Source organism: Nocardioides exalbidus (genome assembly GCF_900105585.1).
Classification (GTDB): Bacteria; Actinomycetota; Actinomycetes; order Propionibacteriales; family Nocardioidaceae; genus Nocardioides; species Nocardioides exalbidus.
The window spans coordinates 3,636,523-3,653,106 of the sequence record NZ_FNRT01000002.1; the positions used below are offsets into that span (position 1 = coordinate 3,636,523).

16 protein-coding genes are annotated in these 16,584 nt (G+C 72.6%); 9 read left to right on the forward strand and 7 right to left on the reverse strand.

The features are described 5' to 3' along the window. Nucleotides 1–134: 134 nt before the first annotated feature. Both BLV76_RS17735 and BLV76_RS17740 read right to left on the reverse strand, forming a co-directional pair. The gene (locus BLV76_RS17735; protein ID WP_090970736.1) at nucleotides 135–2,207 is read right to left on the reverse strand and encodes a 3-hydroxyacyl-CoA dehydrogenase NAD-binding domain-containing protein; all 2,073 of its coding nucleotides are present in this window, start codon (nucleotides 2,205–2,207) and stop codon (nucleotides 135–137) included. Continuing rightward, on the reverse strand, nucleotides 2,204–3,424 hold the full coding sequence (locus BLV76_RS17740) for a thiolase family protein (protein WP_090970738.1): 1,221 nt from the start codon (nucleotides 3,422–3,424) through the stop codon (nucleotides 2,204–2,206). The genes BLV76_RS17735 and BLV76_RS17740 overlap by 4 nt, the downstream gene beginning before the upstream one ends. Before the next feature lie 119 nt (nucleotides 3,425–3,543). On the opposite strand from BLV76_RS17740, the gene BLV76_RS17745 reads away from it, so the two are divergent. Together BLV76_RS17745 and BLV76_RS17750 are read left to right on the forward strand one after the other, a co-directional pair. After that, the gene (locus BLV76_RS17745; RefSeq protein WP_090970740.1) at nucleotides 3,544–4,488 is read left to right on the forward strand and encodes a PAC2 family protein; all 945 of its coding nucleotides are present in this window, start codon (nucleotides 3,544–3,546) and stop codon (nucleotides 4,486–4,488) included. Then, the gene (locus tag BLV76_RS17750) at nucleotides 4,488–5,357 is read left to right on the forward strand and encodes an acyl-CoA thioesterase (protein ID WP_090970742.1); all 870 of its coding nucleotides are present in this window, start codon (nucleotides 4,488–4,490) and stop codon (nucleotides 5,355–5,357) included. Before BLV76_RS17745 ends, BLV76_RS17750 begins: the two co-directional genes overlap by 1 nt. A gap of 10 nt (nucleotides 5,358–5,367) precedes the next feature. Here BLV76_RS17750 and BLV76_RS17755 read toward each other — a convergent pair whose 3' ends face one another. Beyond that, a complete protein-coding gene (locus tag BLV76_RS17755) occupies nucleotides 5,368–6,255 on the reverse strand; it encodes a MaoC/PaaZ C-terminal domain-containing protein (RefSeq protein WP_090970744.1) in 888 nt (295 codons plus the stop codon). Further along, on the reverse strand, nucleotides 6,255–7,589 hold the full coding sequence (locus tag BLV76_RS17760) for a 3-oxoacyl-ACP reductase (protein WP_090970746.1): 1,335 nt from the start codon (nucleotides 7,587–7,589) through the stop codon (nucleotides 6,255–6,257). Before BLV76_RS17760 ends, BLV76_RS17755 begins: the two co-directional genes overlap by 1 nt. A gap of 142 nt (nucleotides 7,590–7,731) precedes the next feature. On the opposite strand from BLV76_RS17760, the gene BLV76_RS17765 reads away from it, so the two are divergent. Then, nucleotides 7,732–9,012, forward strand: coding sequence for an acetyl-CoA C-acetyltransferase (locus BLV76_RS17765; protein WP_090970748.1), 1,281 nt, complete (start codon nucleotides 7,732–7,734; stop codon nucleotides 9,010–9,012). 4 nt (nucleotides 9,013–9,016) lie between these two features. Here BLV76_RS17765 and BLV76_RS17770 read toward each other — a convergent pair whose 3' ends face one another. Then, nucleotides 9,017–9,592 (reverse strand): class I SAM-dependent methyltransferase, encoded by a 576-nt coding sequence (locus BLV76_RS17770; protein ID WP_175539730.1) that lies wholly within the window; start codon nucleotides 9,590–9,592, stop codon nucleotides 9,017–9,019. A gap of 150 nt (nucleotides 9,593–9,742) precedes the next feature. On the opposite strand from BLV76_RS17770, the gene pyrR reads away from it, so the two are divergent. The 3 genes from pyrR to BLV76_RS17785 are packed head-to-tail and all read left to right on the forward strand — an operon-like array spanning nucleotide 9,743 to nucleotide 12,515. After that, nucleotides 9,743–10,312 (forward strand): bifunctional pyr operon transcriptional regulator/uracil phosphoribosyltransferase PyrR, encoded by a 570-nt coding sequence (pyrR, locus tag BLV76_RS17775; RefSeq protein WP_090970753.1) that lies wholly within the window; start codon nucleotides 9,743–9,745, stop codon nucleotides 10,310–10,312. Then, complete coding sequence (locus BLV76_RS17780; RefSeq protein ID WP_090970755.1) at nucleotides 10,309–11,247, forward strand: aspartate carbamoyltransferase catalytic subunit; 939 nt, start codon at nucleotides 10,309–10,311, stop codon at nucleotides 11,245–11,247. Before pyrR ends, BLV76_RS17780 begins: the two co-directional genes overlap by 4 nt. Continuing rightward, nucleotides 11,247–12,515: a dihydroorotase gene (locus BLV76_RS17785; RefSeq protein ID WP_090970757.1), complete on the forward strand. Its 1,269-nt coding sequence runs from the start codon at nucleotides 11,247–11,249 to the stop codon at nucleotides 12,513–12,515. Before BLV76_RS17780 ends, BLV76_RS17785 begins: the two co-directional genes overlap by 1 nt. Before the next feature lie 8 nt (nucleotides 12,516–12,523). Here the strand turns inward: BLV76_RS17785 and BLV76_RS17790 are convergent, their stop codons facing one another. Continuing rightward, nucleotides 12,524–13,261, reverse strand: coding sequence for a VOC family protein (locus tag BLV76_RS17790; RefSeq protein WP_090970759.1), 738 nt, complete (start codon nucleotides 13,259–13,261; stop codon nucleotides 12,524–12,526). A 43-nt stretch (nucleotides 13,262–13,304) separates the two neighbouring features. Between BLV76_RS17790 and BLV76_RS17795 the strand changes: the two genes are divergently transcribed. Next, entirely contained in the window at nucleotides 13,305–13,700 is a 396-nt protein-coding gene (locus tag BLV76_RS17795) for a VOC family protein (RefSeq protein ID WP_090970762.1), read from the forward strand. Here BLV76_RS17795 and BLV76_RS17800 read toward each other — a convergent pair whose 3' ends face one another. Beyond that, complete coding sequence (locus tag BLV76_RS17800; protein ID WP_139306619.1) at nucleotides 13,701–14,420, reverse strand: DUF3060 domain-containing protein; 720 nt, start codon at nucleotides 14,418–14,420, stop codon at nucleotides 13,701–13,703. A gap of 96 nt (nucleotides 14,421–14,516) precedes the next feature. On the opposite strand from BLV76_RS17800, the gene BLV76_RS17805 reads away from it, so the two are divergent. Together BLV76_RS17805 and BLV76_RS22915 are read left to right on the forward strand one after the other, a co-directional pair. After that, entirely contained in the window at nucleotides 14,517–15,218 is a 702-nt protein-coding gene (locus BLV76_RS17805; protein ID WP_090970766.1) for a hypothetical protein, read from the forward strand. A gap of 46 nt (nucleotides 15,219–15,264) precedes the next feature. Next, nucleotides 15,265–16,455 carry a helix-turn-helix transcriptional regulator gene (locus BLV76_RS22915; RefSeq protein WP_217630384.1) on the forward strand — a complete coding sequence of 397 codons (1,191 nt, stop codon included), beginning with the start codon at nucleotides 15,265–15,267 and terminating at the stop codon, nucleotides 16,453–16,455. Nucleotides 16,456–16,584 lie beyond the last annotated feature (129 nt).

Sequence of the window (16,584 nt, forward strand, 5' to 3'; positions counted from 1 at the left end):
TCCGCGCCCGGGGAATGTGGCCTGGTCACCGCCCACGGGCGCGTCGTACGCCGACACGCCGAGGGGCGGTGCCCCAGCCACATTCGGGACGTACGGAATGTGGCTGGGGCACCGCCCCAAGGTGCTCGGTGTGCTCAGTGGAAGCGCTTGCCCGTCGCCTTCTCAGAGATCCCCTTCACGTCGAGCATGAAGGTCAGGCCACCGTTCCAGAACGAGAACCCGGCACCGGTGATCATCGCCAGGTCGATGTCCTGCGGCGCGGCGACGACGCCCTCGTCGAGCATCAGGCGCGCCTCCTCGGCGAGGCCGGCGAGGGTCTTCTCCCGGACCTCTTCAGAGGTGAGCACCACCGGCGACTCGGGCACGACGAGCAGCTCCTCGACCGCGGGGTCGAGGGCTCCGTCGGGGCCGTAGTAGGACGCCTTGCGGGCCGCGACGATCCGCTCGAGCGCGGGGGAGACGTAGAAGCGGTCGGGGAACGCACCCTTCAGCGTCTCGTTGTTGTGCAGCGCGATGGCGGGGCCGACCAGCGACAGCAGGACGAACGGCGGCATCGGAGCGATGCCGGCGAACGCGCCGTCGGCGACGGAGACCGGGGTGCCCTCGTCGACGATGCGGCCGACCTCGCTCATGAAGCGGCCGAGCAACCGGTTGACGATGAAGGACGGGCTGTCGTTGACCAGGATCGTGGTCTTCTTCAGCGTCCTGCCCGTCGCGAACGCCGTCGCCAGGGTGGCGTCGTCGGTCGCCTCGCCGCGGACGATCTCCAGCAGCGGCATCACCGCGACCGGGTTGAAGAAGTGGAACCCGACGACCCGCTCGGGGTGCTCGAGGTCGGACGCCATCTCGGTGATCGAGAGCGACGAGGTGTTCGTCGCCAGCACGCACTCGGGCGAGACGACCTTCTCCACGTCGGCGAAGACGGTCTTCTTGACCGACATCTCCTCGAAGACGGCCTCGATGACGAAGTCGGCGTCGCCGAAGGCGACCTGCTTGTCGGTCTCGCCGGACACGAGGGCCTTGTGGCGGTTGGCCTTGTCCTGGCTGATCCGGCCCTTGGCGAGCAGCTTGTCGATCTCGGCGTGGACGTAGCCCACACCCTTGTCGGCCCGCTCCTGGTCGAGGTCAGTGAGCACGACGGGCACCTCGAGGCGGCGTACGAAGAGCAGCGCGAGCTGGCTGGCCATCAGGCCGGCACCCACGATGCCCACCTTGGTCACCGGCCGTGCGAGCGACTTGTCGGGCGCGCCGGCCGGTCGCTTGGCGCGCTTCTGCACCAGGTCGAACGAGTAGAGCGAGGCGAGCAGCTCGGCGGTCTGCGACATCGCCTCGAGGGCGTCGTCCTCGGCCGCGAAGCCGGCGTCACGGTCGGTGTCGCGCGCCGCGGCGATCAGCTCGACGGCCTTGGCGGCCGCCGGGGAGGCGCCGCCCGTCCTGGCCTCGACGATGCCCCGGGCCCGCTCGATCGCGGCGTCCCACGCCTCCCCACGGTCGACGTCGGGGCGGGTCACGGTGGTCTCGCCGCGCACGACGGAGGCCGCCCAGAGCAGAGACTGCTCCAGGAAGTCCGCGCCGTTGAAGACCGCGTCGGCCAGCCCGAAGTCGTACGCCGCCTGACCGCCGAGCGTCTTGCCCTGGTTGAGCGGGTTCTCGAGGATCAGCGTCACCGCCTTGTCGGCACCGACGAGGTTGGGCACGAGGTAGGCGCCGCCCCAGCCGGGCACGAGGCCGAGCATGACCTCGGGCAAGCCGAGGGCCGGCGCGGAGTCCATGACGGTGCGGTAGGTGCAGTGCAGCGCGACCTCGAGGCCGCCGCCGAGGGCCAGGCCGTTGATGAAGCCGAACGACGTCTTGCCGCCGTCCTGGAGCTTGCGGAAGGTCGCGTGGCCGAGCTCGCCGACGATGCGGACGGCGTCGGGGCCGCCACCCTGGATGGACATGAGGTCGGCGCCGGCCGCCAGGATGAACGGCTTGCCGGTCACCGCGATCGCGTCGACCGAGTCGTCGGCCAGCGCGGCATCGATCGCCTCGTTGAGCGCGAGCAGCGAGCCCGGGCCGAACGTGTTGGGCTTGGTGTGGTCCTCGCCGTTGTCGAGGGTGATCAGGCCGAAGGTCACGCCCGGCAGGGTCACCTTGCGCAGGTGGGCCTGCGTGACGCGCTCGGCGTCGGAGACGATGCCCCGCGCCCGCTCGAAGATGTCAGTCACTTGTCGTCTCCCGTCGACTCGGAGGTGCTGCCGGTCCAGTGGGGGTTCTCCCAGATCACGGTCCCGCCCATGCCGATGCCGATGCACATGGTGGTGAGGCCGTAGCGGACCTCGGGGCGCTCCTCGAACTGGCGCGCCAGCTGGTTCATGAGGCGTACGCCGGACGACGCGAGGGGGTGCCCCATCGCGATCGCGCCGCCGTAGGGGTTCACCCGCTCGTCGTCGTCGGCGATGCCGAAGTGCTCGAGGAAGGCGAGCACCTGCACGGCGAACGCCTCGTTGACCTCGAACGCGTCGATGTCGTCGATCGTCAGGCCGGCGAGCCTCAGCGCCTTCTCGGTCGCCGGGATCGGGCCGGCGCCCATCACCTCGGGCTCGACGCCGACGAAGGAGTAGGTCACCAGGCGCATCTTGACGGGCAGGCCGAGCTCGCGTGCGGTCTCCTCGTCGGCGAGGAGCGCGGCGGTCGCGCCGTCGTTGATGCCGGCGGCGTTGCCCGCGGTCACGTTGCCGTGCGAGCGGAACGGCGTCTTGAGCCCGGCGAGCGACTCCATGGTCGTCTCGGGGCGCATCGGCTCGTCGAGCGTGGCCAGGCCCCAGCCGGCCTCGGCGGAGCGGGTCGCGACGGGCACCAGGTCGGGCTGGATCTTGCCGGCGTCGTAGGCGGCCTTGGTCTTCTGCTGGCTGCGCACGGCGTACGCGTCCACGCGCTGCCGGGTGATCGTGGGGTAGCGGTCGTGGAGGTTCTCCGCGGTCTTGCCCATGACGAGGGCGTCCGGGTTCACGATCCGCTCCGACAGGATCCGCGGGTTGGGGTCGACGCCCTCGCCCATCGGGTGGCGACCCATGTGCTCGACACCGCCGGCGATGGCGACGTCGTAGGCCCCGAAGGCGATGCCCGACGCGGTGCTGGTCACCGCGGTCATCGCGCCCGCGCACATGCGGTCGATGGAGTAGCCGGGGACGCTCTGCGGCAGCCCCGCGAGGAGGGCGGCGGTGCGGCCGAGGGTCAGGCCCTGGTCGCCGATCTGGGTGGTGGCCGCGATCGCGACCTCGTCGACCCGCTCGGGCGGCAGCGACGGGTTGCGCCGCATCAGCTCGCGGATGGACTTGATGACGAGGTCGTCGGCGCGCGTCTCGGCGTACTGGCCCTTGGCCTTGCCGAACGGGGTGCGCACGCCGTCGACGAAGACGACCTCACGCTGGGGACGGGGCACGGTGTACTCCCACGGTTCTCGGGTGACAGGGTCAGCTCAGGCTACCCATGAGTAACAAGCGATGACCACCGGGGTGGGTGTGTGCCCGGTCACGCGGCACCTGCGAATAGGCTTGGCCCATGGCCGACAGACTCGTGCACATCGTCGACGACGCCGAGGTGCTGGCCGACGCCGGTGACCTGACGATGGTCTGCGTGCTCACCGGATTCCTCGACGCGGGCAAGTCTGCGGAGCTCGCCGCCTCGCACCTCGCCGAGCTCTCCGACGGCAAGGTCGTCGCGACCTTCGACGTCGACGCGCTCCACGACTACCGCGCGCGCCGGCCTCCCGTGACCTTCGTCCGCGACCACTACGTCGACTACGAGGCGCCCCGCCTGGTCGTCCGGGCGCTCCGCGACACCGGAGGCACGCCCTTCCTCCTGCTCACCGGACCCGAGCCCGACATCCGCTGGGAGGCCTTCGCCCGCGCGGTCCGCGAGGTCGTCGACCACTTCGGCGTGGCCCGGGTGGTGAGCCTCGGCGCCGTGCCGATGGCCGTCCCGCACACCCGCCCGATCGCGATCACGCCCCACGCCAACCGGCCCGACCTCGTCCCCGGCGAGAGCCCGTGGCAGGGCGAGCTCCGCGTCCCGGCGAGCGCGCAGGCGCTGCTCGAGATCCGGCTGGGCGAGTGGGGCCTCGACGCCCTCGGCTTCGTCGCCCACATCCCGCACTACCTCGCGCAGATGGAGTACCCCCAGGCCGCGCTCGTCCTGCTCGAGCACCTCGAGATCGGCGGGCACCTCACCATCGACCTCGGCGACCTGCGCGAGTCCGCGGAGATCACCGAGACCGAGGTCGACCGCTACCTCTCCTCCCACGACGAGGTCGGCGACGTGGTGCGCGGACTGGAGCAGCAGTACGACTCCTTCCGCGAGGCCGAGGCCGCCGGCTCGTCCCTCCTGGCCGGCGACGAGCCGCTCCCGACGGGCGAGGAGATCGGCAGCGCCTTCGAGGCGTTCCTCGCCGACCTCGACGACCAGTCGAAGAACGACGGCGACGACCCGGGCTGGGAGGAGCGCTGATGGCGGGCAGCGCCGGGGAGCTCGCCGAGCTCCTCGACCTCGAGCGCCTCGAGGTCGACCTCTACCGCGGGGCCCAGGCGAGGACCGAGCGCCAGCGGGTCTTCGGCGGGCAGGTCGCCGGGCAGGCCGTGGTCGCGGCCACCCGCAGCGTCGACGACGGCTACGTCCTGCACTCGCTGCACTCCTACTTCCTGCGCCCGGGCGACACCACGGTCCCGATCGTCTACGACGTCGAGCGCATCCGTGACGGCCGCTCGTTCGTCACCCGACGGGTCTCGGCACGCCAGCACGGCCGCCCGATCTACTACCTCACCGCCAACTTCCAGGTGCCCGAGGACGGCTTCGAGCACCAGGACCGGATGCCCGACGTGGTCCCGCCCGAGCAGGCGGTGCCCCTGGTCGACCTGGTGCGCGCACAGGGCAGGGAGCAGGGCGAGGACTGGGAGCGCGAGTGGTCGGCGCTCGACCTGCGCTACGTCGGCGTCAGCGGCCAGGGACTGCCGGCCGACCCGGACCACCCCGCCCAGGCCCGCATCTGGGCGCGCGTCGCCGGTCGGCTCTCCGACGACCCGACGCTCCAGGAGGCGGCGTTCACCTACGCCAGCGACCTCACGCTGCTCGGCGCCTCGCTCGTCCCGCACGGGGTGACGCTCGGGTCGCCGCGGCTCGTGCCCGCCTCGCTCGACCACACGATCTGGTTCCACAAGCCGTTCCGAGCCGACGAGTGGTGGCTCTACGACCAGTTCTCGCCGTTCGCCGGCGGGGGTCGCGGGCTCGCGCTCGCCCGCGTCTTCTCCCAGGACGGCGACCTGGTCGCGACGGTCGCCCAGGAGGGCCTCATCCGGCTCCACGACGGACGCGGCAGGTAGGCGCGCTGCCTCAGGCGGGCGTCGTACGACCCAGCAGGTGGGGCGAGCCGTCCTTCGGGCTGGTCATCGCGAAGGTCCAGCCCGTGTCGTCCTGCCGCGCTGCGTAGGACACCGTTCCGGGGAGGAACACCGGCTTCTTGAAGGCGACCTCCACGGTCACCGCGTCGGGAAGCCGGTTCTCGATGGCGGCGACCGAGCGCGCGAGCGTCCACATGCCGTGCGCGATCTGGCGGCGGAAGCCCAGCGCCCTAGCCGTCAGCGGGTAGAGGTGGATCGGGTTGGCGTCGCCCGACACGGCGGCGTAGGTCCGCCCGAGGTCGGCGGGCAGCCGCCACCGGACGCCGCCGGTCGGCGGGTCGAGGACCTCGAGGCCGGGCGCCGGGTCGCCGTCGACGGTCCGTCCCCGCCGGAGGTACGTCGACGTGGACTCCCACGCCGTGTCCCCGCCCGCGGCGGCCGAGACGGTGGTGACGAAGTCGAGCAGGACGCCGCGGGCGTGCGGCCGGGGCTCGCCGACCGCTGTGGTGACGTCGAGGCGCTCGCCGACGCCGATCGCGCGGTGCGCGGTGATCACGTTCTCCACGTGCACCATCCCGATGGCGGGGTAGGGGAACGCCGGGTCGCTCATGATCGCCATGTGGAGCGGGAAGGCGCGCAGGTGCGGATACGTGAGGGGTACGACGTCCTTGCGGGGGAAGCCGCACACACCGGCGTACGCCTCCACGCGGGCGCGCTCGACCCCGACGGCCTCGCGGGCGTAGGCGAGGCCGTCGAAGGCCGAGGCCGGGCCCTTGCGCACGCCGGGCAGCCGGTTGACGCCGGGCACGACGGGCAGCGCCGCCCGGACCAGGGTCGTCAGGTCGCCGGGCTCGCCGGTGAGGAGCTTGGTGCCGGGCATCAGGCGCCCAGCATCATCTGGCCGCACACGCGCACCACGTTGCCGTTGACGGCGCCCGAGCCGGTGCTGGCGAACCAGGCGATGGTCTCGGCGACGTCGACCGGCAGCCCGCCCTGCGACATCGCGTTGAGGCGCTGGCCGACCTCGCGGGTCGCGAACGGTACGGCCGCCGTCATCTGCGTGATGATGAAGCCCGGCGCCACGGCATTCACGGTGATGCCGCGGTCGAGCTCGTCGCGCAGGCTCTCGACCAGGCCGATGACCCCGGCCTTGGAGGTCGCGTAGTTGGTCTGGCCGACGTTGCCCGCGATGCCGGCGATCGACGCGACACCGATGATCCGGCCGCCGTCGTTGACCACCCCGGAGTCGAGGAGCTCGCGGCTGATCAGCTCGGGGGCGGTGAGGTTGACTGCGATGACGCTGCTCCAGCGGTCCTCGGCCATGTTGGCGAGCTTCTTGTCGCGGATGATGCCGGCGTTGTGCACGACGACGTCGACGCCACCGTGGCGCTCGCGCAGGTGGTGGGCGATGCGCTGCGGGGCGTCCTTGTTGGTGATGTCGAGGACGAGGTGGTCGCCGTCGAGCTCGGCCATGAGGTCCTGCAGCTCGCTGGCTGCCTGCGGCACGTCGACGCCGACGACCGTCGCGCCGTCGCGGTGCAGGACGCGTGCGATCTCCGCGCCGATGCCTCGACTCGCCCCGGTCACGAGGGCGACCTTGCCGGCGAGCGGCTGCGACCAGTCGGCGACGTGGTCGGTCGCGGTGGAGCCGTGGGCGCCGATGCGCACGACCTGCCCCGAGACGTAGGCCGACTTGGGGGAGAGGAGGAACGCGAGCGTCGAGTCGATCGCGCCGTCGGCGGCAGGGGCGACGTAGACCAGCTGCACCGTGCCGCCGCGGCCGATCTCCTTGCCGAGCGAGCGGGTGAAGCCCTCGAGCGCGCGCTGCGCGATCCGCTCGGCGCCGGTGGTCGTCTCCGGCGGCGTGCCGATGACCACGACGCGCGGGCAGGTCTCCAGGCGACGCAGGAGCGGGGTGAAGAACTCCCGCAGCGCGACGAGCCCGGTCGTGTCGGTGATGCCGGTGGCGTCGAAGACGAGCGCCTTCGCGCGTGCGCCCTCCTCGAGCCCGGTCGCCGAGGCGATGCCGAGGCCGTCGAGGGTCGTCGGCAGCACGTCGCCGAGCCGACCGTCGCCGCCGAGCACGACGAGCCCGTCGACGAGCGTCCCCCCGCCCGTCCAGCGCTCGAGGGTAGTGGGGTTGGGCAGGCCGAGGTTCTTCACGAACAGCTGGCCGACGGGGGTGGACACGAAGCCCTGGTAACGATCGCTCATGGGTGGCAGGTCCCTCTGTGGTCGGGGCTGTGGATCTCGGACGGACGGCACTATGTAACTCAGGTTTACACTCTGGGTCCACTCTTCGTGACGAGCCCCTCACCCCGTTGGCGGGAGGCCCTCCACAGGCAAGGATAGGAACATGCAGCCCACCACCCGGCCCGTCGCAGTCGTCGGCGGCAACCGCATCCCGTTCGCCCGCTCCAACACGGTCTACGCGGGCGTCTCCAACCAGGAGATGCTCACCGCGGCGATCGACGGGCTGGTGGACCGCTTCGACCTGCGCGGGGAGCGCCTCGGCGAGGTCGAGGCCGGCGCCGTGCTCAAGCACTCGCGTGACTTCAACCTGACGCGTGAGTCGGTGCTGGGCTCGAAGCTGGCCCCGGAGACGCCGGCCACCGACATCCAGCAGGCCTGCGGCACCGGGCTGCAGGCCGCGATCCAGGTCGCCAACAAGATCGCGCTCGGCGTGATCGACGCCGGTGTCGCGGGCGGCACCGACACCACTTCTGACGCGCCCGTCGCGATCAGCGACAAGCTGCGCAGGAAGCTGATGAGGGTCAACGCCGCCAAGGACACCGCGAGCCGGCTCAAGGCCCTCGGCGCGATCCGCCCCGGCGACATCGGGCTCGACATCCCGCAGAACGGCGAGCCCCGCACCCGCATGTCGATGGGGGAGCACGCCGCCCTCACCGCGCTCGAGTGGCGGATCACCCGCGAGGCCCAGGACGAGCTCGCCGTCCGCTCGCACCACAACCTCGCCCGGTCCTACGACGAGGGCTTCCAGGACGACCTGGTCACGCCCTTCCGCGGGGTCGAGCGCGACAACAACATGCGCCCGGACTCCTCGGTCGAGAAGCTCGCCACGCTCAAGCCGGTCTTCGGCAAGGGCTCGGCGGCCACCATGACGGCGGGCAACAGCACGCCGCTGTCCGACGGCGCCTCCGCGGTGCTGCTCTCGAGCGACGAGTGGGCCGAGGAGCGCGGCCTCCCGGTGCTGGCCCACCTCGTCGACGCCGAGACGTCCGCCGTCGACTACGTCAACGGCCACGAGGGCCTGCTGATGGCACCGGCGTACGCCGTCCCGCGGATGCTGGCGCGCAACGGCCTCACCCTCCAGGACTTCGACTTCTACGAGATCCACGAGGCGTTCGCCTCGCAGGTGCTCTCGACGCTGGCCGCCTGGGAGGACCCGGTCTTCTGCAAGGAGCGCCTCGGTCTCGACGCGCCGCTCGGTGAGGTCGACCGCGACAAGCTGAACGTCACCGGCTCCTCGCTGGCCGCCGCCCACCCGTTCGCGGCGACGGGCGGCCGGATCGTCCCGGTCGCGGCCAAGCTGCTCGCGAACAAGGGCCGTGGACGTGCGCTGGTCTCCATCTGCGCGGCCGGCGGCCAGGGCGTGGTCGCGATCCTGGAGCGCTGACCGCTCAGCCGCGGGTGAGGCGGAACCAGGTCCCGGCGACGGTGCGCGCGTCGGCGACCTGTGCCACGTCCCAGCCGAGGTAGGACCGCTGGAGGTCCTCGAGCGAGGCCTGGGGGCCCCACCCGGGCCGCGCGCGGGTGGCACTGGTGTGCACGAGGACCGTGGCAGCGGGCGCGGCGAGGGCCGTGACGTTGTCGGCCATCATCGCGCGGCCCGCGGTGTCGAGGCTCTGGAAGCACCCGACGTCGAGGAACAGGTCGAAGCCCACGCCCACGCCGGAGTGCACGAGGTGTCGCACGTCCCCGACCACGAACCGGGCGTCGTCGAGGCCGTTGCGCCGCACCGCCACGTCGACGGCCTGGCGCACGGAGTCGACCCCCATCGCGTCCCACCCGCGCTCGACGAGCAGCGCGGTGTGGGCGCCCCGCCCACAGCCGAGGTCGAGGGCCCGACGCGTGCGGTCGGGCCGATCGGCCTCCTCGCGGTCGAGGAGGACCTCGAGGACGGGCCGCTGCCGCCGGCTCGCCTTCTCCCAGGGGGTGAGGTGCGCGCGATATGCGGCGGCGTAGCCGATGCCCATGTGGAGTTCCTGACCTGCGGACCGGAAAGTACCGATCCCCACCGACGCTACTCCGGACCACCCCGCCGCCCGCCCGCTGCTAGGGTCGGACCCGATCGACATCCTTTAACGAGCCGTCCCGTGAGGCGGAGAAGGAGGTCCGGCGCGCAGATGCCTGCCCCCGAAGAAGCAGACCCCGGCACCGACAGCACGAGGGCCGACCGCACCGTCCTCGACGCCCGTGACATCTCCCGGGCGCTGACCCGGATCTCGCACGAGCTGCTCGAGCGCAACAAGGGCGCCACCGACCTGGTGCTGCTCGGCCTGCACACCCGCGGCGTACCCCTCGCGAGGCGCATCGCCGAGCGGATCGCGACCGTCGAGGGCGCCCCCGTCGCGGTGGGTGAGCTCGACGTGACGATGTATCGCGACGACCTGCGCTCGCAGCCGACGCGGCGCGCGCACAAGACCGCGCTGCCGCCCGGTGGGATCGACAAGAAGGTCGTCGTCCTCGTGGATGACGTCCTGTTCTCGGGCCGCACGATCCGGGCCGCGCTCGACGCCCTCGCCGACCTCGGCCGCCCGAGCGCCGTACGCCTCGCGGTGCTGGTCGACCGCGGTCACCGCGAGCTCCCGATCCGCGCCGACCACGTCGGCAAGAACCTCCCGAGCGCCCTGGCCGAGCGCGTCAGCGTCCGGCTCAGCGAGGTCGACGGCAGCGACGAGGTGACCATCTCGTGAAGCACCTGCTCTCCATCGACGACCTCACCACCGACGAGATCCACCAGCTCTTCGAGACCGCCGCCGACATGCACGACGTGCAGAACCGCGAGGTCAAGAAGCTGCCGGCGCTGCGCGGTCGCACGGTCGTCAACATGTTCTTCGAGGACTCCACGCGCACCCGCTCGTCCTTCGAGATCGCGGGCAAGTGGCTCTCCGCCGACGTCATCAACGTCAGCGCGAAGGGGTCGAGCACGTCCAAGGGCGAGAGCCTGCGCGACACCGTCCTGACGGTGTGCGCGATGGGCGTCGACGGCCTCGTGATCCGCCACCCCGCCAGCGGCGCGGCGCTCCAGGTCAGCGAGTGGGTCGACGCGTCGGTGGTCAACGCCGGCGACGGGATGCACGAGCACCCGACGCAGGCGCTCCTCGACGCCTACACGCTGCAGCGCCGGCTCGGCTCCCTCGAGGGCCGCCACGTCGCCATCATCGGCGACCTCACCCACAGCCGGGTCTTCCGCTCCAACATCCAGTGCCTGACGCGCCTCGGCGCGCGAGTGACGGTCGTGGCGCCGCCGACGCTGATGCCCAGCGGCGTCGGCGCGTGGTCGGCCGCGGCCGGGTTCGAGACGTCGTACGACATCGACGCCGTGCTGCCCACCGCCGACGCGGTGATGATGCTGCGCGTCCAGCGCGAGCGGATGTCGGGCGCCTTCTTCCCGAGCGCGCGGGAGTACACCGTCGGCTACGGGCTCACCCGCGACCGCCTCGCGCTGTTGAAGCCGGACGTCCCGATCTGCCATCCCGGCCCGATGAACCGCGGCCTGGAGATCGCCGCCGACGCCGCCGACGCCGCGCAGTCGGTCGTCCTGGAGCAGGTCTCCAGCGGCCTCGCGATCCGGATGGCCGTGCTCTACCACCTGCTCGCCGGAGACCTGCAAGGAGAGAACGCCTGATGTCGCTCGTGATCAAGGGCGCCTCGCTGCTCGGCGAGACCAGCGCTGACCTGTACGTCGACGACGCCGGGGTCCTCGTCGACTCCGCGCCGGCCGGTGCCGCGACCATCGACGCCGAGGGCCTGGTCGCCCTGCCCGGGCTCGTCGACCTGCACACCCACCTCCGCGAGCCGGGTCGTGAGGACGCCGAGACGATCCTGACCGGCTCGCAGGCTGCCGCGCTCGGTGGCTACACCGCCGTCCTGGCGATGGCGAACACGAGCCCCGTCACCGACACCGCCGAGGCCGCGACCCGCGTCTGGGAGCTCGGCCGTGAGGCCGGCCTGGTCCACGTGCAGCCGGTCGGTGCCGTGACGCGTGGGCTCGGTGGCGAGGAGCTCGCCGAGCTCGGCCTCATGAACCGCTCGCGCGCCGGGGTCACGGTCTTCTCCGACGACGGCAGGTGCGTCCACGACGCCCGCGTGATGCGCCGTGCGCTCGAGTACGTCAAGGCCTTCGGGGGCGTCGTGTCGCAGCACTCCCAGGATCCGGCGCTCGCAGGCCCGGCGGCGTGCTGCCACGAGGGCGAGCTGTCCGGTCGCCTCGGCCTGCCCGGCTGGCCCGGCATCGCGGAGGAGGTGATCGTCGCGCGCGACGTGATGCTCGCGCGCCACACCGGCTCGCGGGTCCACGTCGCCCACGTCTCGACGGCCGGCTCGGTCGAGGTCGTCCGCTGGGCGAAGGCCCAGGGGATCTCGGTGACCGCCGAGGTGACGCCGCACCACCTGCTGCTCACGACCGACCTGCTCACCGGCTACGACCCGACCTTCAAGGTCAACCCGCCGCTGCGCCCGCAGGAGGACGTCGAGGCACTCCGCGCCGCGCTGGCCGACGGCACCATCGACGCCGTCGCGACCGACCACGCCCCGCACGCGCGCCACGACAAGGAGCACGCGTTCGTCGACGCGGCCTTCGGGATGCTCGGCCTCGAGACCGCGCTCGGCGTCGTCCGCACCGCGGTGCCGGACCTCTCGTGGGCCGACGTCGCACGAGTCATGTCGGTGACGCCGGCCCGGATCGCCGGTCTCGCCGACCAGGGGCAGGCGCTCGCACCCGGGTCGCCCGCCCACGTCGTGCTCGTCGATCCCGACGCCACGGTCACCGTCGACCGCGAGGCCTCGGCCTCGCTGTCGCGCAACAACCCGTGGCACGGCCGCGAGCTCGGCGCCCGCGTCGTGCACACGGTCTACGGCGGCCGGGTGACCGTGCGCGACGGCGTGCTGGCCTGAGCCCGGCGTCAGCGGGGCGCCACGACTCCCGTCGACGGGTCGCGGTCGGTGAGGCAGTAGACCTGCCCGCCGGGCGCGGTCAGCACGGTCCAGAACGCGTGCACGCCCACGACGTCGGCGCCGAGGCCGACGTGCCGGTCGGTGTCGCCCGCGCGGTCGGTGGTGGCGAGGTCGGGGTGGGCCCGGACCGCGCCGTCGACCTCGTCGAGCCGCTGGAGCAGGATCCGCACCTGGCCGGGTGTGACGAGCCGGGCGAAGCCGGGCGCCGTGGCCTCCTGCAGCTCGCGCCCGGTGAGGTCGCGCCAGAACGCGGTCTCCTGCTCCCAGTGCGACTGCGGCACGTCGAGGCAGACCTGGTCGAGGATCGTGGCGCCGTCGCGGACCAGCTCCGTCCCGAGGCCCGCGTCGAGCAGCGTCTGGCAGAACGTGAAGCCGCCGGGGGAGCGCATCACCTCGACGTCCTCGTAGACCCAGGCGGTCGTCGCGCCGAGGCCCCGAGCGTGCTCGATCGCCGCGGCGCGGTCGGAGTGGTCGAGGTCGAGGTGGAGACCCGGTGCGCCGGGGACCGCCTGCATCTTGAGGTACGCCGGACCCGCCGGGGGCTGAAGGGTGAGGAACTGGCCGTCCTCGCCGCGCCGCTCCGACGGCAGCCAGCCCGTGACGTCCGACCAGAACGCGACGGCACCCTCGAACCGGTCGGCGGGGGTGTCGAGGAAGACCTGGATCCAGCCGGTCGGGGCAGTCATGACGTGATCATGGCGCGGGACCCGGTCGTCGTACAGTCGCAGGGTGAGCGACGTCCCGCAGCTGCTGCACACGGTCCTCGACGCGGTCGACGTGCGACGGGAGGCCGGGTTCTGGCGCGAGCTGCTCGGACTCGTCTACCGCCCGGGTGACGAGAGCGGTACGTCGGACTGGCTGGTGCTCACCCACGCCGACGGCCGACGGTGCCTGGCGATCCAGGAGGTCGACGCCCTGCCGGGGAGCCGGTGGCCGGAGCCGGGTCATCCGTCCGTATCCCACCTCGACACCACGGTGCCGACGCGCGAGTCGCTCGAGGCGACGCACGAGCGCGTGCTGGCGCTGGGAGGCGAGCTGCGGTTCGACCGGACCGACGACCCGGACGAGCCGCTGCGCGCCTACGCCAGCCCCGAGGGCCACGTCTTCTGCGTCTTCGTGGCCTGATCAGGCGCGCTTGTTGACGCGGACGCGGTTGTTCGCGCCCTTGATGCTGACCTTGGTGCTGCCCTTCTCGACGGCCACGGTGTTGTTGGCCCCGACGATCCTGAGCACGGGCAGCTTCGTCACCTTGACGCCGTTGTTCGCGCCGCGGATCACGAGCTTCGAGGCCTTGGTGCCCTTGTAGGTCGCGTTGCTGCCCTTGATCGTGACCGGGCCGGCCGTGCCGACCTTAGCCGCCTGGTTGCCGCCCTTGAGCAGGACGGTGGTCGCGGACGACGCCTTGACGGTGTTGTTGCCGCCGGTGAGCGTCGCGGTGGCGACGCCGCCGGAGAAGGTCGCCTCGTTGTTGCCGTCGCGGATGACCACGTCACCGGCGGTGGGCGCCGACAGGGAGTTGTTCCCGCCGGCCAGGTCGACGGTGCCAACGTCACCCGTGGCGGTGACCTCGAGGTTGGCGCCGGTCACCGTGAGCGACGTCGCGGCCGGCAGCACGACCGTGATGTTGGAGGCGTCGATCCGCACGTCGGTGCAGGTCCCGGTGAGCGTGACGTCGTCGAGCGTGGACGGGATGGTCACGGGCCCACCGGCGCAGTCCAGGACGACGGTGTCGGCGTGTGCCGGGGCGGAGACGGCGATCAGGGCGGCGCCGGAGACGACGGTGACGGTGAGGGCGCCGGCGAGACTCGCAGCGGCACGGGACAGGGCAGGCGTCATGGAGTGCATGTCGGCCATGGTGCCCTGCCCTCCCACGGCGGAAACCTGCAGGTTGCGTGCTGGCACGGATCCCGGCGAACCGGTCGGGGGACCACCGTGGCTGCCATGACGATGATCGATGCCCCGCCCGCCCCGGTCCGGTCGCCCGGCCCCGACCTGGTGCCCGCGGCCCGGGTGGCCTTCGCGCTGCTCGTCCTCTCGCAGGTCGCCGTCGTGGCCTTCACGATGTGGGAGCCGCCGTTCGACGGCGTGATCCGCTACGACGACATCGCGCCCCTCGGGTCGGCGTACTGGCCGATGAACGTCCTCGTCGGGGGACCGGCCTACGCGCTCGGGACGGTGACCGCGACGGTGTTCCTCGCCGTCCTCGGGGCCGGCCGCGCCACAGGTGCCTCGATGGTCGCCTCGATGGTCGGCTGCGTGCTGCACCTGCTGGGCGGGCTCGTCTTCGCCCTGGTCATCACGGCCGAGGTGCTGCCCTTCGCCTGGGCCGCGGACCCCGCGGTGGTCGGCGAGCAGGAGGGGCGCGCCCTCTTCGCGGCCTACAACGACCACTTCGACGCGTTCCTGCCCTACGTCCTCGGCTCGATGGCGGCGGTGGCGCTCGGGGTGCTGCTCGCCGTCGTCGGGGCGGCGCTCTCCGGCGGGCTGCGGTGGTGGGTGCCGGCGCTGGTGCTCGCACTCGTCGTCGCCCAGTTCGCGGTGCCCTTCCACCACCCGCTGGTGCCGGCCCTGAGCCTGGTCCAGCGCGTCGTCTGGATCGGTCTCGGCTGGGCCGGGCTGCGGCGGGTGGCGCGTCGTGGTTGAGCGGAGGTTGGCCCCGGCACCGCTCGGCGATGGGCATACTGCTGCCGTGTCGTGGCGGTGGCTGGTCGTGCTGCTGGCCGCAGGGGGAGTGGGCGCGAACCTCGTCCTGTGGCTCGGTGGCGAGCGCACGTTCGTCACCCACCCGGTCTCGGTGCTCGCGCTGGCCCTCGCGTCCGGCGCGGTCACGTGGCTCGCCGGTCGCTGCCAGGCCCCTCTCCGTGGCTGGCTGGTGGGCCTGGCGGCCGCCCTGGTGGCGCTCCTGCTCCTCGGCGCGTGGGCGAGCTCCACCCCGACGCCTGTCGCGGCCGGCCTCTGGTCGGTCGGCTGGGTGCCGGTCAACGCCCTGCTGGCCGTCGTGGGGCTGTCGCTGGCCGGCCTCGAGCGCTGGGCACGCGTCCTCGCAGCGGGCACCGCGGTCGCCACCCTCGCCGGCGCGTTCCTCGTGCGCCCCGTCGTGCCGTTCGCGGGCATCGAGACCGCCGCGCCCGAGGCATGGACCCACGTGGTGCCGTACGTCGCCGAGGTGCTGCTCGCCGCGTGGAACCTCGCGCTCGTCGCCGCCACCGTCGCGGTCGCGCTCCGGGCCAGGCGGGCCTCGGTCGTGGACCGTGGGCGGCTGGCCCGCGCAGCAGCCGTGACGTCGTGCGCGCCGTGCCTGGTCGTCTGCTGCTACGCCCTCGCGGTGCTGCGCAACCCCGGTGACGTCGACCCGACCGCCGGCAGCGTGGCGTACACCGTCGCGATCGGCCTGCTCGCGGCCCTCGTCGCCTGGGCCTCGTCGTCGCCCGACCGTCCTGCCGTGCGGGTCATCGCCTTCACCTGGGCCGCGGCCACGGTCGTGCTGCTGGGCGTGGGCATCGCCGGCCCGACCGTCGAGGCCCAGCTCACCCTCGGCATCGTCGCGGTCGCCGTCATCACTGTCGGCGTCCTCGCGGCCACCGCCGTCGGGCTCGCCCGCTACGAGCACTGGTCGCACGCCCCGGCGCCCCGTCCCGTGACCACCGGCGTCCCCGGCCTCAGCCCGCGGGAGAACGACGTCCTGGCCGCGATGGCCGGCGGCGCCACCAACGCGGCGATCGCGGGCGAGCTCTTCCTCAGCGAGCGGACCGTCGAGCAGCACCTGCGCTCGATCTTCGACAAGCTCGACCTCGGCGACCACGGCGGGTCGAACCGTCGGGTGCGGGCAGCGGCGACGTGGTGGCAGCACCAGGACTCCGACCGCGCGGCCGAGGCCTGACCGCGCAGTCCCTCGGAATTCGGTTGGCCGGGCGCAGGGCGGCGTCTAGGCTGGTTGGCATCATGTGGATCCAGGACTGACCCGACTCGCGTCCGCGGCGGCGCACCGCCTCCTTCCCAGGTGCGCCCT

Excerpts from the sequence above, each read along its gene's own strand:
- BLV76_RS17765 (WP_090970748.1), top strand. The coding sequence starts at position 7,732 with ATGCAGCCCACCACCCGGCCCGTCGCAGTCGTCGGCGGCAACCGCATC.
- BLV76_RS17790 (WP_090970759.1), bottom strand. The coding sequence starts at position 13,261 with ATGACTGCCCCGACCGGCTGGATCCAGGTCTTCCTCGACACCCCCGCC.
- BLV76_RS17755 (WP_090970744.1), bottom strand. The coding sequence starts at position 6,255 with ATGCCCGGCACCAAGCTCCTCACCGGCGAGCCCGGCGACCTGACGACC.
- BLV76_RS17750 (WP_090970742.1), top strand. The coding sequence starts at position 4,488 with ATGGCGGGCAGCGCCGGGGAGCTCGCCGAGCTCCTCGACCTCGAGCGC.
- BLV76_RS17745 (WP_090970740.1), top strand. The coding sequence starts at position 3,544 with ATGGCCGACAGACTCGTGCACATCGTCGACGACGCCGAGGTGCTGGCC.
- BLV76_RS17805 (WP_090970766.1), top strand. The coding sequence starts at position 14,517 with ATGACGATGATCGATGCCCCGCCCGCCCCGGTCCGGTCGCCCGGCCCC.
- pyrR (WP_090970753.1), top strand. The coding sequence starts at position 9,743 with ATGCCTGCCCCCGAAGAAGCAGACCCCGGCACCGACAGCACGAGGGCC.
- BLV76_RS17800 (WP_139306619.1), bottom strand. The coding sequence starts at position 14,420 with ATGCACTCCATGACGCCTGCCCTGTCCCGTGCCGCTGCGAGTCTCGCC.
- BLV76_RS17770 (WP_175539730.1), bottom strand. The coding sequence starts at position 9,592 with ATGGGCATCGGCTACGCCGCCGCATATCGCGCGCACCTCACCCCCTGG.
- BLV76_RS17785 (WP_090970757.1), top strand. The coding sequence starts at position 11,247 with ATGTCGCTCGTGATCAAGGGCGCCTCGCTGCTCGGCGAGACCAGCGCT.
- BLV76_RS17760 (WP_090970746.1), bottom strand. The coding sequence starts at position 7,589 with ATGAGCGATCGTTACCAGGGCTTCGTGTCCACCCCCGTCGGCCAGCTG.